Source organism: Confluentibacter citreus (assembly GCF_002807055.1).
Taxonomy (GTDB): domain Bacteria; phylum Bacteroidota; class Bacteroidia; order Flavobacteriales; family Flavobacteriaceae; genus Confluentibacter; species Confluentibacter citreus.
Genome location: NZ_NIXN01000001.1, coordinates 560,539 through 576,043 on the forward strand (window position 1 = coordinate 560,539; position 15,505 = coordinate 576,043).

A 15,505-nucleotide genomic window follows, 5' to 3' on the forward strand; every position below is an offset into this window, starting at 1 on the left:
TTTAAAGATTAAGAAGTGACGGTATAACTATAATTTAAACTATGGATGAAATTAAATCTCATAAAGATTTAAAAGTGTGGCAGGAGTCGATGGATTTTGTTGTTATGATTTATGATATAACTGAACAGTTTCCCTCAAAAGAAGCCTTTGGATTGACATCTCAATTACGTAGAGCCTCTGTTTCGATACCATCCAACATTGCAGAAGGCGCAGGGAGAAAAGGAGGAAAAGAATTCTCTAGATTTTTATATATTGCTTTAGGGTCTCTTTCAGAAGTCGAGACTCAATTGGAAATCGCATTAAGACTCCAATATTTGAAAAATGTAGAAGAAGCAAATAAACGCATCTATTTTATTAGGAACATGCTTTCCAACCTAATAAAAAGTTTAAATTGACAACACTTTATAACCATATAACTATATAACCCCATAACTTTGTAACCATCAAACAATGAAAGGAATCATATTAGCAGGAGGCTCAGGCACACGTTTGCACCCTTTAACATTATCGGTAAGTAAGCAATTAATGCCTATTTATGATAAGCCTATGATATATTATCCCCTTTCTACATTAATGTATGCAGGAATTAATGAAGTTTTAATAATTTCTACTCCAAAAGACTTACCATTGTTTCACGATTTATTAGGTGATGGCAAAAAGTATGGTTGTAAATTTGAATATGGGGTTCAACATGCGCCTAATGGTTTAGCAGAAGCTTTTATTATAGCAGAAGATTTTATTGGAGAAGATAAAGTAGCACTCATATTAGGAGATAATATTTTTTATGGTACTGGGTTAGCAAAACTATTGCAAGCAAACAATAATCCAGATGGAGGCATTATTTATGCTTATAGAGTACACGACCCCGAACGTTATGGTGTGGTGGAATTTAATGATGATGGCCAAGCCATTTCCATTGAAGAAAAACCAGAAAAACCCAAATCAAACTATGCTGTGCCGGGTATATATTTTTACGATAATTCTGTTGTAAAAATTGCAAAAGGCATACAACCAAGCCATAGAGGAGAACTCGAAATTACAGATATCAATAAAGAATATTTAAGACAAGGTAAGCTTAATGTCAGTATTTTAGATAGAGGAACAGCATGGTTAGACACCGGTACATTTCAATCGTTGATGCAGGCTTCACAATTTGTTGAAGTAATAGAAGAACGCCAAGGCCTTAAAATAGGAGCTATCGAAGCGGCTGCTTATGAAATGGGATATATTAATGAAGATCAGTTTAAAAATTTAGCAGAACCTTTATTAAAAAGCGGTTATGGTAAAAACTTATTAGGCTTACTTAATAAAAAGTAATGACAGTAAAAGAAACAAAATTAAAAGGCTGTTTTATATTGGAACCAACAGTTTTTGAAGACTCTAGGGGTTATTTTTTTGAAAGTTTCAATCAAAATACATTCAATGGGTTAATTGGTGAAAATATAAATTTTATTCAAGACAACGAATCTCTTTCTGTAAGAGGAACATTAAGAGGTCTTCATTATCAAAACGGGGTATATTCACAAGCAAAATTAGTACGTGTTATAAAAGGAAGCATTTTGGACATTGCTGTAGACATAAGAAAAGACTCATCTACTTTTGGAGAACATGTTTCTTTAGAACTATCTGAAGATAATAAAACACAATTATTCATCCCTCGTGGGTTTGCTCATGGCTTTAGGGTATTAAGTGATACAGCTATTTTTTCTTATAAATGTGATAATTTCTACAATAAAGATTCTGAAGGAGGCATCATTTATAATGATAAAGATTTAAATATTGATTGGAAATTAAATAAAGAGGAACTTGTTATATCAGAAAAAGATTTAAAACTCCCACCTTTTGACAAGGCAATTTTTTGATTTTTTTATGAATGATTCGGATTTAAATATACCAGTAAATAAACTCGATAGCCATCGGGACCAACAACCAATAGCCATACTAGTTACTGGAGCCAATGGTCAATTAGGACTGACCATACAGGAATTATATGCAGGAAATAGTACTTTTGATTTCACCTTTACTTCTAAATCTGAATTAGATATTACTAACAAAAGAGAAATTGATATTTTTTTTGAGAAGTATAAGTTTGATTACTGTATAAATTGTGCAGCGTATACCAATGTGGAACAAGCCGAAAAAACTCCCGCTTTAGCCTATAAAGTTAATGCCGAGGCCGTTAAAAGTTTAGCCTTAGTATGTAAAGAATATAAGACAACATTAATTCATGTTTCAACAGATTATGTGTTTGATGGTGAAAAGGGAACACCATATACTATAAAAGACTTGCCAAACCCTATTAATGAATATGGTAAATCTAAATTGTTAGGCGAACAGTATATTCAAGAAATATTAGATCATTATTTTATAGTTAGAACCTCTTGGTTATACAGTAAAAATTATGGTAAAAATTTTTACAAAACCATTTTGGAGCTGGCCAACACTAAAAAAGAGTTGGCTATTACTACAGAACAAATAGGATGCCCTACCAATGCCGAAAGTTTAGCAAAAGCCATTATAGATTTAATGGTTAATAAGTCAATTGAATATGGCGTAAAACATGTTTCCGATGATAAAGTAATGACATGGTATGATTTTGCAAAAGACATCTTGTCAGAAAATAAATTAAATACCAAGACTAAACTTGTAAAAACTAGTAATTATGTTACTTTTGCCAAGCGGCCTAAAAACTCTATTTTATTAAATGAATAAAACAACCAAATGAAAAAGAAAGTAGCATTAATTACAGGTGTAACGGGACAGGATGGCGCTTATTTAAGTGAGTTTCTATTAAAAAAGGATTATGAAGTACACGGTATTAAAAGGAGATCGTCCATGTTCAATACTGATAGAATTGATCATTTATATCAAGACCCTCATGTAGAAAATAGAAATTTTTATCTTCATTATGGCGATTTAACTGACAGCACCAACTTAACAAGAATTATTCAAGAAGTTCAACCAGATGAAATATACAATTTGGCAGCCATGAGCCATGTACATGTATCTTTTGAAATGCCTGAATATACTGCTAATGCAGATGGAATAGGAACCTTGAGAATATTAGAGGCCATTCGCCTTTTAGGTATGGAAAAGAAAACCAGGATTTATCAAGCCTCGACATCAGAATTATACGGTAAAGTGCAAGAAGTTCCGCAAACCGAAACTACACCATTTTATCCAAGAAGCCCATATGCTGTTGCAAAAATGTATGCTTATTGGATAACCGTTAATTATAGGGAAGCTTATGGAATGTATGCTTGTAATGGCATATTATTTAATCATGAATCACCCATACGAGGAGAAACTTTTGTAACACGTAAAATAACAAGAGCAACCTCAAAAATTGCTTTAGGGCTACAAGAAAAAATATTTCTAGGAAATTTAGACGCGCAAAGAGATTGGGGACACGCTAAAGATTACATTCGTATGATGTGGATGATTTTGCAGGCTGATGAGCCAGAAGATTGGGTTATTGCTACAGGAAAAACAACAACCGTTAGAGATTTTGTGAAGATGTGTTTTAACCATTTGGGTATTGAACTTGAGTTTAAAGGAAAAGGAGCAGATGAGAAAGGTTATATCAAATTTTGCCACAACCAAAAGTATCAGTTAGAAATAGGTAAAGAAGTTATTGCGGTTGATCCAAAATATTTTAGACCCACAGAGGTGGATTTACTTATTGGAGATGCCACAAAAGCCAAAGAGAAATTAGGATGGATACCTAAATATGATTTAGCTGCATTAGTGGAAGATATGATGACAAGCGACATTAAACTCATGGAAAAGCAACAATACCTTAAAGATGGGGGTTATAAAATTAAAAATTATTTTGAATAGGTAACCACAATCATTGTGAGAGTCCCGATTAGCTATCGGAAGACTTAAGTAATCTTGCCAATCAATTTTACGTCATTGCGAGGCACGAAGCAATCTTTTTATAGAGATAAAGAATTAAACTTAGGAGGAATAGGAATAAAATTTATGAATAAGGATTCCAAAATATATATTGCGGGACACAGAGGATTAGTAGGAAGCGCCATTTTAAAAAATCTTCAGGAGAATGCGTATAATAACATTGTTACAAGAACCCACAAAGAACTTGATTTAACGAATCAGGTTGCTGTAGAGTTTTTTTTTAAAGAAGAAAAACCCGAATATGTGTTTTTGGCAGCGGCGAAAGTAGGAGGTATAGTAGCAAATAACATATACAGAGCCGATTTTATTTATGAAAACATGATGATTCAAAACAACGTGATTCATCAAAGCTATATTCATAACGTAAAAAAACTATTGTTTTTAGGAAGCACCTGTATTTATCCTAAAAACGCGCCCCAACCTATGAAAGAGGAGTATCTATTAACAGATACTTTAGAATACACCAATGAGCCTTATGCCATTGCTAAAATTGCAGGCATAAAAATGTGTGAAAGTTATAATTTGCAATATGGTACTAATTTTATTTCGGTAATGCCAACCAATTTATATGGCCCCAATGATAATTTCGATTTAGAGAAATCGCATGTATTGCCCGCTTTAATAAGGAAAATTCATTTAGCAAAATTATTGCACGAAGGTAAAAATGATGAGGTTATTGCAGATTTAAAGTTAAACACAATTGAAGAAGCTAAAAACTATTTAAACAAATTTGGTGTCTCTGCAACGAGTGTTGAAATTTGGGGCTCAGGAAAACCAAAACGTGAATTTCTATGGAGTGAAGACATGGCAGAAGCTTGCGTGTTTTTAATGGAACATTCAGATTTTCAACGATTAATTGCATTTTCCAGCATAGGAAGATTGGAAGGTCAACAAGATGACATTAGAAACACCCATATTAATATTGGTACTGGAGTAGATATTTCAATTAAAGAGTTAGCAGAAACAATTAAAAATATAGTTGGGTTTAAAGGTGAATTAGTCTTTAATTCTGAAAAACCAGATGGAACTATGAGAAAGCTAACAGATGTATCTAAATTAAACAGTTTAGGCTGGAAACATTCTGTTGAATTAGATAAGGGAATTAAAATGACTTATGATTGGTTTTTAAGCCAGAAAGCACAATACTAAAGAAGATATTTATATGTTCGAAGTTAGTCTAAGAAATAATAAGGTTTTTAAATGTGATTCAGAATCCACGATTCTCTCAGCCGCAAAGAAAGCAGGTTTGGTATTAGAGCACAGTTGTTTGTCCGCTAGGTGTAGAAGTTGTATTGTTAAAGTTATTAAGGGTGACGTTGAAAACATACAAGAAGAGCTAGTACTTTCTAAAGAAGAACGAAATACGGGTTATGTACTTTCATGCAATGCAAAACCACTTTCAAATATTAAATTGGACATTGAAGATCTTGGAGATATTGTTTTAACAGAACCTTCAGTATTTCCTTCCAAAATTGATACTATTGAAAAAGTTAAAGAAGATATCATAAAACTAGTTCTTAGATTCCCGCCAACATGTAATTTTAAATTTATAGCTGGACAATATGTTAATATTATAAAAGACAATATAAAAAGAAGTTACTCTATAGCTAACAACCCCAAAGGGGATAATAAATTAGAATTTTATATTAAGAAATATAACAATGGTGTAATGAGTGATTACTTTTTTTCAAAAGCAAAAGAGAATGACTTATTGAGAATCGAAGGGCCTTTAGGCACTTTTTTTTATAGAAATGATATAACTATAAAAAATATAATTTTTTTAGCTACAGGAACAGGAATTGCACCTGTAAAAGCATTATTGGAACAATTTAATCAGCAGCCTGAAATTTACAAAGAAAAAAAAATATGGTTATTTTTTGGAGTGAGATACAAAGAAGATATTTTTTTCAACCCAAAATATGATTTAATTAATTTCACATTTATTCCAGTATTATCAAGGAAAAACGTGAATTGGCAAGGAGAAAATGGCTATATTCAAAACGTATTGTTAAAGCAAAAAATCGATTTATCAAACGCTCAAGTATATGCCTGTGGATCAAATGATATGATCCTTTCAGCAAAAAAGGTATTGATTGAGAATAATTTAAAGGAACATAATTTTTATTCTGACGCTTTTGTCAGTTCAAATTAGAATGTAGCCTCTGACCATTAAAAAACAATTGAAAAGAAACAGATGAAAGCAGTAATTTTAGCAGGAGGTTTAGGAACACGATTAAGTGAAGAAACAGTTACTAAGCCTAAGCCTATGGTAGAAATAGGAGGAAAACCAATTTTATGGCATATTATGAAAACATATTCTTATTATGGAATTAACGACTTTATAATTTGCTGTGGCTATAAAGGGTATGTTATAAAAGAATATTTTGCTAATTACTTTCTTCACCAATCAGATGTTACTTTCAACATGAAAGACAATAAGATGATTGTTCATGAAAAAAGAGCAGAACCTTGGACTGTTACTTTAATTGATACAGGGGATGATTCAATGACTGGAGGAAGGCTAAAAAGGGTCGCCCCTTATTTAAAAGAGGAAGAAAGTTTTTGTTTTACCTATGGGGATGGTGTTGCAGATATTGATATTAAGAAATTAATAGAGTTTCATAAATATCATGGGAAAGAAGCCACATTAACAGCTACGTATCCTCCTGGAAGATTTGGTGCACTGGAAATTATTGATGGTACGGTTAAACAATTTCAAGAAAAACCAAGAGGTGACGGGGCTTTAATCAACGGAGGGTTTTTTGTTTTATCACCTAAAGTTATTGATAGAATAGAAGGAGATTTTACTATTTGGGAACAAGCCCCCTTAAAAGGTTTAGCTATAGATAATCAATTAATGGCATTTAAACATGAAGGATTTTGGCAACCAATGGATACATTAAGGGATAAAATATATTTAGAGGAATTATGGGATGCTAATAAAGCACCATGGAAATTATGGAGGGAATAAACGGAAAAGTAGATAGTTCTTTTTGGAAAGAGAAAAAGGTTTTTTTAACAGGACATACAGGTTTTAAAGGAAGCTGGTTGTCTTTGTGGTTACAATCCATGGGGGCAAATGTTAAAGGTTTTTCTTTAAACCCACCAACAGAGCCTTCATTGTTTATAGAAGCTAATGTGGCGGAAGATATGGAATCTGTTATAGGAGATATTAGAGATTTAAAAACGTTAAAGGAAAGCATGACCTCTTTTAATCCAGATATATTGATTCATATGGCTGCACAACCTTTAGTGCGCCTCTCATACATAGAGCCAGTCGACACCTATTCTACTAATGTTATGGGTACTGTTAATGTATTGGAATCAGCCCGCAGTTGTTCAAATTTAAAAGCAATTCTATCTGTAACTACAGATAAATGCTACGAAAATAAAGAATGGGTGTGGGGGTATAGGGAAAATGAACCGTTGGGAGGGCATGACCCTTATAGCAGTAGTAAAGCCTGCGCAGAATTGGTCACAGCGGCCTATAGACAATCTTTTTTTCATACAAATGAAACAGCTTCCTTGGCTTCTGCTAGAGCGGGTAATGTAATAGGTGGAGGCGATTGGGCAGAAGACAGATTAATTCCAGACATTTTAAGAGCTTTTGAAAAATCTAAACCCGTAATTATAAGAAATCCATTATCCACGCGCCCTTGGCAACACGTATTAGAGCCTCTTTCAGGATATTTAGTTTTAGCTCAAAATTTATATTCAAATGGAAATTCATTTGCAGGAGCATGGAATTTTGGACCTAAAGAAGAAGACTGTAAGCCCGTAAATTGGATTTTAGATAAAATGGTTGTTAATTGGGGTGGTAATGTAAGGTGGGAGTTGGATAAGAATAATAACCCTCATGAAGCTGGTTTTTTAAAATTAGATTGCTCTAAAGCAGCTTATCAGCTTAAATGGAATCCAAAATGGAATTTAGAGCATACGCTTAATTTAATTGTAAATTGGCATCAAGATTGGAAAGCGGGTAAAAATATGAGGAATGTGTGTTTAAAAGAAATAGAAAGTTATAGTAAATAAGAGATTAAATGGAAAGCAAACAAATATTAGATAATCTTAGAAAGGAAATTGCAGTTTTAGTAGAAAAATACACGACTGAAGCGTATAAACCAAAAGCATTTGTGCCAGGACAATCTGTAATTCCACCAGCAGGGAAAGTATTAGGAAATGCCGAAATACAGAATATGGTTGATGCCTCTTTAGATGGCTGGTTAACAACAGGGCGTTTTAATACTATGTTTGAAAAAAGATTAGCGAACTTTCTTGGGGTTAAATACTGTCTTTCGGTTAATTCAGGTTCATCAGCCAATTTAATTGCCTTTAATACCCTTACATCTCCAAAATTGGGTGAAAGAGCCATAAAAAAGGGGGATGAGGTTATTGGAGTGGCTGCAGGTTTTCCCACAACAGTAAACCCAATTGTTCAATTTGGTGCAGTCCCTGTTTTTGTTGATGTGGATATTAAAACGCATAATATCAATGCAGAGCTTATAGAAGCGGCAATTACACCTAAAACAAAAGCTATAATGTTAGCTCATACTTTAGGTAACCCGTTTAATTTGGGTAAAGTAAAAGAACTTTGTGAAAAATATAAGTTATGGTTAGTAGAAGATTGTTGTGATGCCTTAGGCGCTACCTATAATAATCAGCTAGTAGGTACTTTTGGGGATATTGCAACACTTAGTTTTTATCCGGCGCATCATATTACTATGGGAGAAGGTGGTGCCGTCTTTACTAATAATGCAGAATTGAAGTTAATAGCAGAATCTTTTAGAGATTGGGGTAGAGACTGTTACTGTGCGCCTGGTTGCGATAATACTTGTGGATGTCGTTTTGAACAACAACACGGTGATTTACCTTATGGTTATGATCATAAATATGTCTATTCTCATTTGGGTTATAATCTTAAAATTACCGATATGCAAGCAGCATGCGGTTTAGCGCAGATTGATAGAGCAGAAGGGTTTATAGCGACAAGAAGAGAAAACTTTGAATTATTGTATAATAGGTTAAGCACGTTAACAGATTTTTTAGAGCTTCCACAAGCAACACCAAACAGCAATCCATCATGGTTTGGGTTTCCAATAACAATCAAAGAGACATCAGGGGTTAATAGAGTAGATTTATTACGTTTTTTAGACCAAAATAAAATAGGATCTCGATTGTTGTTTGCGGGAAATCTTACTAAACAGCCTTATTTTAAAAATGTAGAATATCGTGTGGTAGGTAATTTAACAAATACAGATATAACCATGAACAATACGTTTTGGATTGGCATATATCCGGCCTTAGGAAAAGAACATTTTGAATTTGTTGGGGAAAAATTAGAAGAGTTTTTTGGATTAAATTTTTAAAATATGAAGATTGAGAAAACGGAATTATTAGGAGTTAATATTATTGATAATTTTGTTGCAACTGATGAAAGAGGAACTTTTGTTAAGACTTTTAGTAACGAGGATTTTAATCGTAAAGAGTTGAAATTTGATATTAAAGAAACATATTATTCAATTTCTAAAAAAAATGTTATAAGAGGAATGCATTTTCAACTACCTCCATTTGAACATAAAAAGTTGGTTTTTGTAATACAGGGAAGCATAATCGATGTAATTGTTGACCTAAGGAAAGAATCAATTACATATAAAAAAAGTATTTCAATAGAATTATCCGCTAATAATAGAAAGGCATTATTTATCCCCGAAGGATTTGCGCATGGATTCAAATCTTTAGAAGACAATACAATAACGGTATATCATGTTTCTTCAGTATATAATTCTGGTGCAGACTCTGGAATTTATTATGATTCTATTGATTTTGATTGGGAGCTTATTAATCCAATTATTTCAGAACGGGATAGGCTTTTTGACAAAATGCATGAATTTAAATCTCCATTTTAAATGAGAATTTTAGTTACTGGTTCTACAGGTTTTATTGGTAGACATCTAATTCCCGAATTAGTTATCAAAAATCACCAAATTTTAGAAATTACAAGAAGTTATGAAAAATCATTGAATATTCATGGTTCTAAAACATTAAAACTTGAAATTACCAGTGATCATGATTACTTCAAAGGGATAATAATTGATTTTAAACCTGAAATAGTCATTCATTTAGCGTCATTTTTGACTCCATCTGATGGATATAAAGATATTAATAATTTGGTTGAATCAAATATTACTTTTTTATTAAGAATTTTGGATTCGATCTCACAAGTTGAACTTAAATTATTTATTAATACAGGAACCTTTGCAGAATACAAATCAGGCACAGATAATATTTATGAACCTGCTTATCTATATTCAGCAACAAAAACAGCTTCAAGATCTTTTGTGAATTATTATTCAAAAACATATAATTTTAAACAGTTTACTGTAGTGCCTTATACTATTTATGGAGGAGCTGATAGCCAAAAAAAAATAATTGATTATTTATATGAATCAATTTTTAGTATTGAGAATTTAGATTTATCCCCAGGAAATCAAAAGTTAGACTTTATACATATTTTGGATATTGTTAGTCTTTATTTGCATTTAATTGAAAATTTTGAAACAATTCCTAACATGCAAAATATACATGCGGGTACTGGAGTGAGTACCTCATTAAGGGATTTGGCAAAATTAATCGAAAAACTAACTAAGAAAAAATTAAGAATAAATTGGGGAGGAAAGGAATATAGACATAATGACATAATGGATGCAACAGCTAATGTTGAGTTAAATAAATTTAAACCTAGGTGGTCTGCAAGAATAAGTTTAAGAAAAGGTGTCAATTTGTATTTAAAAGATAAATTCAAAAACAACATTTAATAACCATATGGGAAATATTATACTTGGGGGAGGAATAGCTGGTGTAGGTGCGGCCTATGAGTTAAAAAAACATAATATAGGTTCAATTATTCTCGAAAAGAATGATTCTTGGGGTGGCTTATTAGATAATTTTATAGTGGATGGTTTTAGATTTGATAAGTTTATCCATTTATCGTTTTCAAATGATAAATATGTGAATAATATTTTTTTTGAAACCCCACTCATAAAGCATAAACCTTTGTCTTCAAATTATTACAAAGGCACTTGGTTAAAACATCCAGCTCAAAATAATCTTTATCCTTTAAACAAGGAGGAACAAGATAAAATTCTTCAGGATTTTAGGCAAAGAAAGGATTTAGATGCTTCAAAAATAAAGAACTATGAAGAATGGTTAAGGGTTCAATATGGTGATTATTTTGCAGAAAACTTTCCTATACCTTATACCGAAAAGTATTGGACTTTAAAAGCAAGTGAATTGGAGACTAAATGGGTTGGTGAAAGAATGTATAAACCAACCTTAGAAGAGATTGAAAAAGGGTGTCAAACAGATTTGACCCCTAATACTTATTATGCTAAAGAGATGCGTTATCCTAAAAAAGGAGGATATAAATCATTTCTAGAACCTATGATTAAAGGTTTAGATATAAGAACTAATTCTAAAGTGTGTAACATAAATTTTTTAAAAAATGAAATAACACTAAAAAACGGAGAGATATTGGTGTTTGATAATTTAATTTCTAGTTTACCATTACCTGAAATTTGCAAATTAATAAATGATATTCCCGAAAAGGTACTCAAAGCATCTCAAAAACTAAACTTTACTTCTGGCTATCTAGTCTCCCTTGGTTTTAACAAACCTGATATTGGAAATAAATTATGGTTTTATATTTATGATAAGGATATTCTCCCTGCCAGAGTTTATTCCCCGAGCCTAAAATCTAAGGATAATGCCCCTGAGGGTTGTAGTTCATTGCAAGCAGAAATTTATTTTAATAGAGGAGAAAAACTCAAAATGAATGATTTAGAAATATTAGATCAAACTATCCAGAGATTTATTAAAATGGGACTCTTTAAAGAAGAAGATCTTATCGTTAAAGATATTAGATGCGAGAAATATGCGAATATAATTTTTGACCACCATATTTACGAAAATAGAAAAATTGTATTGGATTATTTAAAAGAGAACAAGATTATTTCTGTTGGACGATTTGGTGAATGGGATTATTTTTGGAGCGATCAGAGTTTAATAAGCGGGAGGAATGGTGCATTACAATTAATTAAACTATCTAAGAGTAATGATAGTTATTACTAAAAAAGATATTTTGTGGAGTTATCTAGGCCAGATATTCAAATATGGTTCTTCTTTTATTATTCTGCCTATAATTTTAATTAAATTACCTAGCAATGATTTAGCTTTATGGTATCTTTTTATTTCTATAACTGCATTTGTAAATTTATTAGACTTTGGTTTTCACCCTAATACGTCTCGTTTTGTATCGTACATATTTGGAGGAGCAACAGAACTTTTAAAAGAAGGATTGAGTACAAAGGATAAATCTTTAGAAATAAAATATACTCTTTTAAAGTCGTTAATATATACTTTAAAGAGAGTATACTTAAATATCTCCATCATAGCTTTTTTTGTTTTATCCATTGGGGGATCCTTATACTTATTAAGTGCTATTGATGAAAGCCAAAATACCACTAAAATTTTAAGTGCATGGTTTTTGTACCTAACATCTAATGTTTTAACCTTTTATTATGGTTATTATGGGGCATTATTAGAAGGAAGAGGTCTAATAACTAGTCTAAATAAAGTGCTTATTTTTTCAAAATTATCCTATTTAATTATAGCTTTTATTACACTCTCAATGGGTTTGGGATTATTAGGAGTAGCAATAGCTTCACTTATAGGAAATATAGTAGACAGAGTGTTGGCCTACTATTATTTTTATGATTCAGAGATTAAAAAAGAGTTCATGAAAATTTCAGATTATCACCCCGAAAATTTATTCAAAATCATTTGGTATAATTCAAAAAAAATTGGTATTGTAACCATTGGGGTTTTTATGATAAGTCAATCAAGTGTAATAATTGCAGGTATCTATCTCCCACTTGCTGAAGTAGCTGTTTTGGGATTAACATTGCAAATTTTTGGTGTGCTCCAGAATATTTCTAGGGTATCTTTTAATACACACATACCCCAGTTTAATAGTCTTAGAATGAGTGAAAATTTTCCACAATTAAAATTAGATTTTAAAAAGAGTATGATCTTTGGTTGGATTGTTTATAGTATAGGGTTATTAATATTATTATTTTTAGGAAAGTATATTTTGGGTGTTATTGGAAGTAATACGGATCTTCCTTCGCGTTTATTATTGCTATTATTTGGATTTGTATTTTTAATGGAAATTACTCATGGAAATTGTGCCACATTTTTAACTACTAAAAATACTATTCCATTTGTAAAGCCTACAATAATAACAGGCATTTTGAATATCATTTTTATAATACTATTTTTAAATTTTTCTGAATTGGGCTTATATTCTTTTCCTGTTTCTCTTATTTTAGTTCAACTTATGTATAACGCATGGAAATGGCCTTTGGAAGTATTAAAAGACCTTAATTATTTTAAATCAAATACTAATGAATGAGTATTGTGATAAAATAACCATAGCAATACCAGTATATAATAGAGAGCTTTTTTTTGAACAAGCTTTAGATAGTGCATTATTACAAACCGTTAAATGTAAGGTAATTGTTGTAGATAATGCTTCGGATAGTAATTTTTTTCGAGAAACTTGTGAATTAAAGACTGTTGATTATTATAGAAATGAGGTTAATATTGGAATGTTTGCAAACTGGAATCGCTGCATAGAATTAACAAAAACAGAATTTGTAATGATTTTAGGGGATGATGATCTTTTAGAACCAAATTTTGTTGAGTTTTTCTCAAAATCACTAAATAATTACCCACAATTGGATGTTTTTTATTCAAATTTTTACTTATTGTATGATTTTACTAACAAAAAAAAGATGATTTCTGCCAATAAGATGTTTGAAAAACCATTTGGATATTATGATGATGGAAGAATATTATTGAACTATGCTTCAAGAAACGGCTTAGGTTTCCCAACAATATCTAGTGTTTTTAGAATATCTAAATTTGGTTACTATTACACAGAATTACACGGTAGCAATGATTGGCTTTTATTTTACTCAATATTTAGTAATAAGTGTAAAATATTTGGGACGCCCGAAAAATTAGTTTATTATAGGAAAAGTGTTTTAGCTGATACAAATAAACCTTTTACAAAATCGGTAATGGGTTTATCTCATTCTTATATTTATAATGAAATTATAGATAAGTATTGTGATAAGGAGTTACGTCTTATCACAAAAACACGAGCATTAAAATCTTTTTTAGATTTTCTAGTAGTTTCTCCAAAAACTTTAGTTAATGATATAAGAAACAAAAGAAATATCTATTCAGATTATTTAAATATAAAACTAAAAGAGGATTCTATTTATAGAGTGTTTTATTATTGTCCTAAAATATTTCTAATATCAACAGTCTATTTCATGAGAATATTATTGAAATATTTATTTAAGAATTAATCTACACGATAACCTAATTTGTTTTATCTGAAGATTGTTAATCACTTTATAATGCATTATATTAGCTTAAAACATTCTTTTTTTATAGAAAAAATCATTTATTATTAAATAAAAAGAACAACTTACACGAAGTTTAAATATTCTATGTTAATGGATTAAAATTAACTAATTGATATTAAAATTTAACTATTAAACAAATGAAATCATCAATAATATAATGAACAGTAGTCCATTAGTTTCCATAATTTTGCCTCTGTATAATGGAGAAAAATATGTAAGAGAAACAATAGAAAGTATACTATTGCAATCTTATACGAATTTCGAATTTATAATTATTAATGATGGATCTACTGATAATTCTTTAAATATAGTGAAAGGGTTTAATGATAATAGGATAGTTCTAATTGATCAAGAAAACAAAGGACTTGCTGCAACATTAAATATAGGGTTAAATCTAGCAAATGGAGATTTGATTGCAAGAATAGATTCTGATGATATTGCTAAAAGAGATAGAATTCAAATTCAAGTAAATACTTTTAAAAAGAATCCTAATCTTGTTCTTCTGGGTTCGGCAGTTAACTATATAGATGAAAATGGAGTGTATTTAGGCAGATCCTACCCTATAACCCGAACCCGTTCAATCAAAAAGCATTTACTTAATAATGGGAATATTATAGCTCATCCATCAGTTATGTATATAAAAGACATTGTACTTAAAATTGGCGGATATTCGGAAATCATAGGAAAATACTTTGAAGATCATTTTTTATGGTGTCAATTACTGAACTATGGAGACATTGAAAATCTTTCAGAATGTTTAATAGACTATAGACTAACACCACAATCAATTTCGGGATTAGAACAAGCTTCGACTGATTTTAATGAAAAGATCTTAAGTTATATTAACTCGAGCCTAGCTGGAAATAAACCCAATTTAAAATTTTTAGAAAAGAGAAGTGTTTTTGAAAAACAATTAAGTGAGAAGGATAAACTAATGTTTTATAAGAAAAGAGTCAATAAAATAAAAAAGAAAGAAAGATTAATGAATATCTTTAGGTTATTTTTACCTTCTTCAATTGAAGTAAAAGCGTTAATAATGATTAAGAATTTCATGAACAGATAAAAACAGAGAAACAATATGAATAGCTTTAGTA

At 30.8% G+C, this 15,505-nt stretch carries 16 protein-coding genes; all 16 read left to right on the forward strand.

The window, feature by feature from the left end:
- Positions 1-41 precede the first annotated feature (41 nt).
- The 16 genes from CDH49_RS02355 to CDH49_RS02430 all read left to right on the forward strand — a co-directional run bounded on the left by CDH49_RS02355 (position 42) and on the right by CDH49_RS02430 (position 15,474).
- Positions 42-395, forward strand: coding sequence for a four helix bundle protein (locus tag CDH49_RS02355; RefSeq protein ID WP_100613689.1), 354 nt, complete (start codon positions 42-44; stop codon positions 393-395).
- A 55-nt stretch (positions 396-450) separates the two neighbouring features.
- Positions 451-1,317: a glucose-1-phosphate thymidylyltransferase RfbA gene (gene rfbA / locus CDH49_RS02360; protein WP_100613690.1), complete on the forward strand. Its 867-nt coding sequence runs from the start codon at positions 451-453 to the stop codon at positions 1,315-1,317.
- On the forward strand, positions 1,317-1,862 hold the full coding sequence (gene rfbC / locus CDH49_RS02365) for a dTDP-4-dehydrorhamnose 3,5-epimerase (protein ID WP_100613691.1): 546 nt from the start codon (positions 1,317-1,319) through the stop codon (positions 1,860-1,862). The genes rfbA and rfbC overlap by 1 nt, the downstream gene beginning before the upstream one ends.
- Positions 1,843-2,712: a dTDP-4-dehydrorhamnose reductase gene (gene rfbD / locus CDH49_RS02370; RefSeq protein WP_239970547.1), complete on the forward strand. Its 870-nt coding sequence runs from the start codon at positions 1,843-1,845 to the stop codon at positions 2,710-2,712. Before rfbC ends, rfbD begins: the two co-directional genes overlap by 20 nt.
- 9 nt (positions 2,713-2,721) lie before the next feature.
- A complete protein-coding gene (gene gmd / locus CDH49_RS02375) occupies positions 2,722-3,840 on the forward strand; it encodes a GDP-mannose 4,6-dehydratase (protein WP_100613693.1) in 1,119 nt (372 codons plus the stop codon).
- 144 nt (positions 3,841-3,984) lie between these two features.
- Complete coding sequence (locus CDH49_RS02380; protein ID WP_100614459.1) at positions 3,985-5,067, forward strand: GDP-L-fucose synthase family protein; 1,083 nt, start codon at positions 3,985-3,987, stop codon at positions 5,065-5,067.
- 13 nt (positions 5,068-5,080) lie between these two features.
- Positions 5,081-6,070, forward strand: coding sequence for an FAD-binding oxidoreductase (locus CDH49_RS02385; RefSeq protein ID WP_239970548.1), 990 nt, complete (start codon positions 5,081-5,083; stop codon positions 6,068-6,070).
- 42 nt (positions 6,071-6,112) lie between these two features.
- Positions 6,113-6,889: a glucose-1-phosphate cytidylyltransferase gene (rfbF, locus tag CDH49_RS02390; protein ID WP_100613695.1), complete on the forward strand. Its 777-nt coding sequence runs from the start codon at positions 6,113-6,115 to the stop codon at positions 6,887-6,889.
- Positions 6,868-7,950, forward strand: coding sequence for a CDP-glucose 4,6-dehydratase (rfbG, locus tag CDH49_RS02395; RefSeq protein WP_239970549.1), 1,083 nt, complete (start codon positions 6,868-6,870; stop codon positions 7,948-7,950). The genes rfbF and rfbG overlap by 22 nt, the downstream gene beginning before the upstream one ends.
- An 8-nt stretch (positions 7,951-7,958) precedes the next feature.
- A complete protein-coding gene (rfbH, locus tag CDH49_RS02400; RefSeq protein WP_100613696.1) occupies positions 7,959-9,284 on the forward strand; it encodes a lipopolysaccharide biosynthesis protein RfbH in 1,326 nt (441 codons plus the stop codon).
- Positions 9,285-9,287: 3 nt separating this feature from the next.
- Positions 9,288-9,824, forward strand: coding sequence for a dTDP-4-dehydrorhamnose 3,5-epimerase family protein (locus CDH49_RS02405; RefSeq protein ID WP_100613697.1), 537 nt, complete (start codon positions 9,288-9,290; stop codon positions 9,822-9,824).
- Positions 9,825-10,733 (forward strand): NAD-dependent epimerase/dehydratase family protein, encoded by a 909-nt coding sequence (locus CDH49_RS02410; protein ID WP_100613698.1) that lies wholly within the window; start codon positions 9,825-9,827, stop codon positions 10,731-10,733. It abuts the gene before it with no gap.
- A 7-nt stretch (positions 10,734-10,740) separates the two neighbouring features.
- Complete coding sequence (locus CDH49_RS02415; RefSeq protein ID WP_100613699.1) at positions 10,741-12,045, forward strand: protoporphyrinogen/coproporphyrinogen oxidase; 1,305 nt, start codon at positions 10,741-10,743, stop codon at positions 12,043-12,045.
- A complete protein-coding gene (gene wzx, locus CDH49_RS02420; RefSeq protein WP_100613700.1) occupies positions 12,029-13,387 on the forward strand; it encodes an O-unit flippase-like protein in 1,359 nt (452 codons plus the stop codon). Before CDH49_RS02415 ends, wzx begins: the two co-directional genes overlap by 17 nt.
- Complete coding sequence (locus tag CDH49_RS02425) at positions 13,380-14,351, forward strand: glycosyltransferase family 2 protein (RefSeq protein ID WP_100613701.1); 972 nt, start codon at positions 13,380-13,382, stop codon at positions 14,349-14,351. Before wzx ends, CDH49_RS02425 begins: the two co-directional genes overlap by 8 nt.
- A gap of 217 nt (positions 14,352-14,568) precedes the next feature.
- Positions 14,569-15,474: a glycosyltransferase gene (locus CDH49_RS02430; RefSeq protein WP_100613702.1), complete on the forward strand. Its 906-nt coding sequence runs from the start codon at positions 14,569-14,571 to the stop codon at positions 15,472-15,474.
- Positions 15,475-15,505 lie beyond the last annotated feature (31 nt).

What these genes read in the sequence shown, in the direction of transcription:
- CDH49_RS02355 (WP_100613689.1), top strand. Translation starts at nt 42, where the DNA reads ATGGATGAAATTAAATCTCATAAAGATTTAAAAGTGTGGCAGGAGTCG.
- rfbA (WP_100613690.1), top strand. Translation starts at nt 451, where the DNA reads ATGAAAGGAATCATATTAGCAGGAGGCTCAGGCACACGTTTGCACCCT.
- rfbC (WP_100613691.1), top strand. Translation starts at nt 1,317, where the DNA reads ATGACAGTAAAAGAAACAAAATTAAAAGGCTGTTTTATATTGGAACCA.
- gmd (WP_100613693.1), top strand. Translation starts at nt 2,722, where the DNA reads ATGAAAAAGAAAGTAGCATTAATTACAGGTGTAACGGGACAGGATGGC.
- CDH49_RS02380 (WP_100614459.1), top strand. Translation starts at nt 3,985, where the DNA reads ATGAATAAGGATTCCAAAATATATATTGCGGGACACAGAGGATTAGTA.
- CDH49_RS02385 (WP_239970548.1), top strand. Translation starts at nt 5,081, where the DNA reads ATGTTCGAAGTTAGTCTAAGAAATAATAAGGTTTTTAAATGTGATTCA.
- rfbF (WP_100613695.1), top strand. Translation starts at nt 6,113, where the DNA reads ATGAAAGCAGTAATTTTAGCAGGAGGTTTAGGAACACGATTAAGTGAA.
- rfbG (WP_239970549.1), top strand. Translation starts at nt 6,868, where the DNA reads ATGGAAATTATGGAGGGAATAAACGGAAAAGTAGATAGTTCTTTTTGG.
- rfbH (WP_100613696.1), top strand. Translation starts at nt 7,959, where the DNA reads ATGGAAAGCAAACAAATATTAGATAATCTTAGAAAGGAAATTGCAGTT.
- CDH49_RS02405 (WP_100613697.1), top strand. Translation starts at nt 9,288, where the DNA reads ATGAAGATTGAGAAAACGGAATTATTAGGAGTTAATATTATTGATAAT.
- CDH49_RS02410 (WP_100613698.1), top strand. Translation starts at nt 9,825, where the DNA reads ATGAGAATTTTAGTTACTGGTTCTACAGGTTTTATTGGTAGACATCTA.
- CDH49_RS02415 (WP_100613699.1), top strand. Translation starts at nt 10,741, where the DNA reads ATGGGAAATATTATACTTGGGGGAGGAATAGCTGGTGTAGGTGCGGCC.
- wzx (WP_100613700.1), top strand. Translation starts at nt 12,029, where the DNA reads ATGATAGTTATTACTAAAAAAGATATTTTGTGGAGTTATCTAGGCCAG.
- CDH49_RS02425 (WP_100613701.1), top strand. Translation starts at nt 13,380, where the DNA reads ATGAATGAGTATTGTGATAAAATAACCATAGCAATACCAGTATATAAT.
- CDH49_RS02430 (WP_100613702.1), top strand. Translation starts at nt 14,569, where the DNA reads ATGAACAGTAGTCCATTAGTTTCCATAATTTTGCCTCTGTATAATGGA.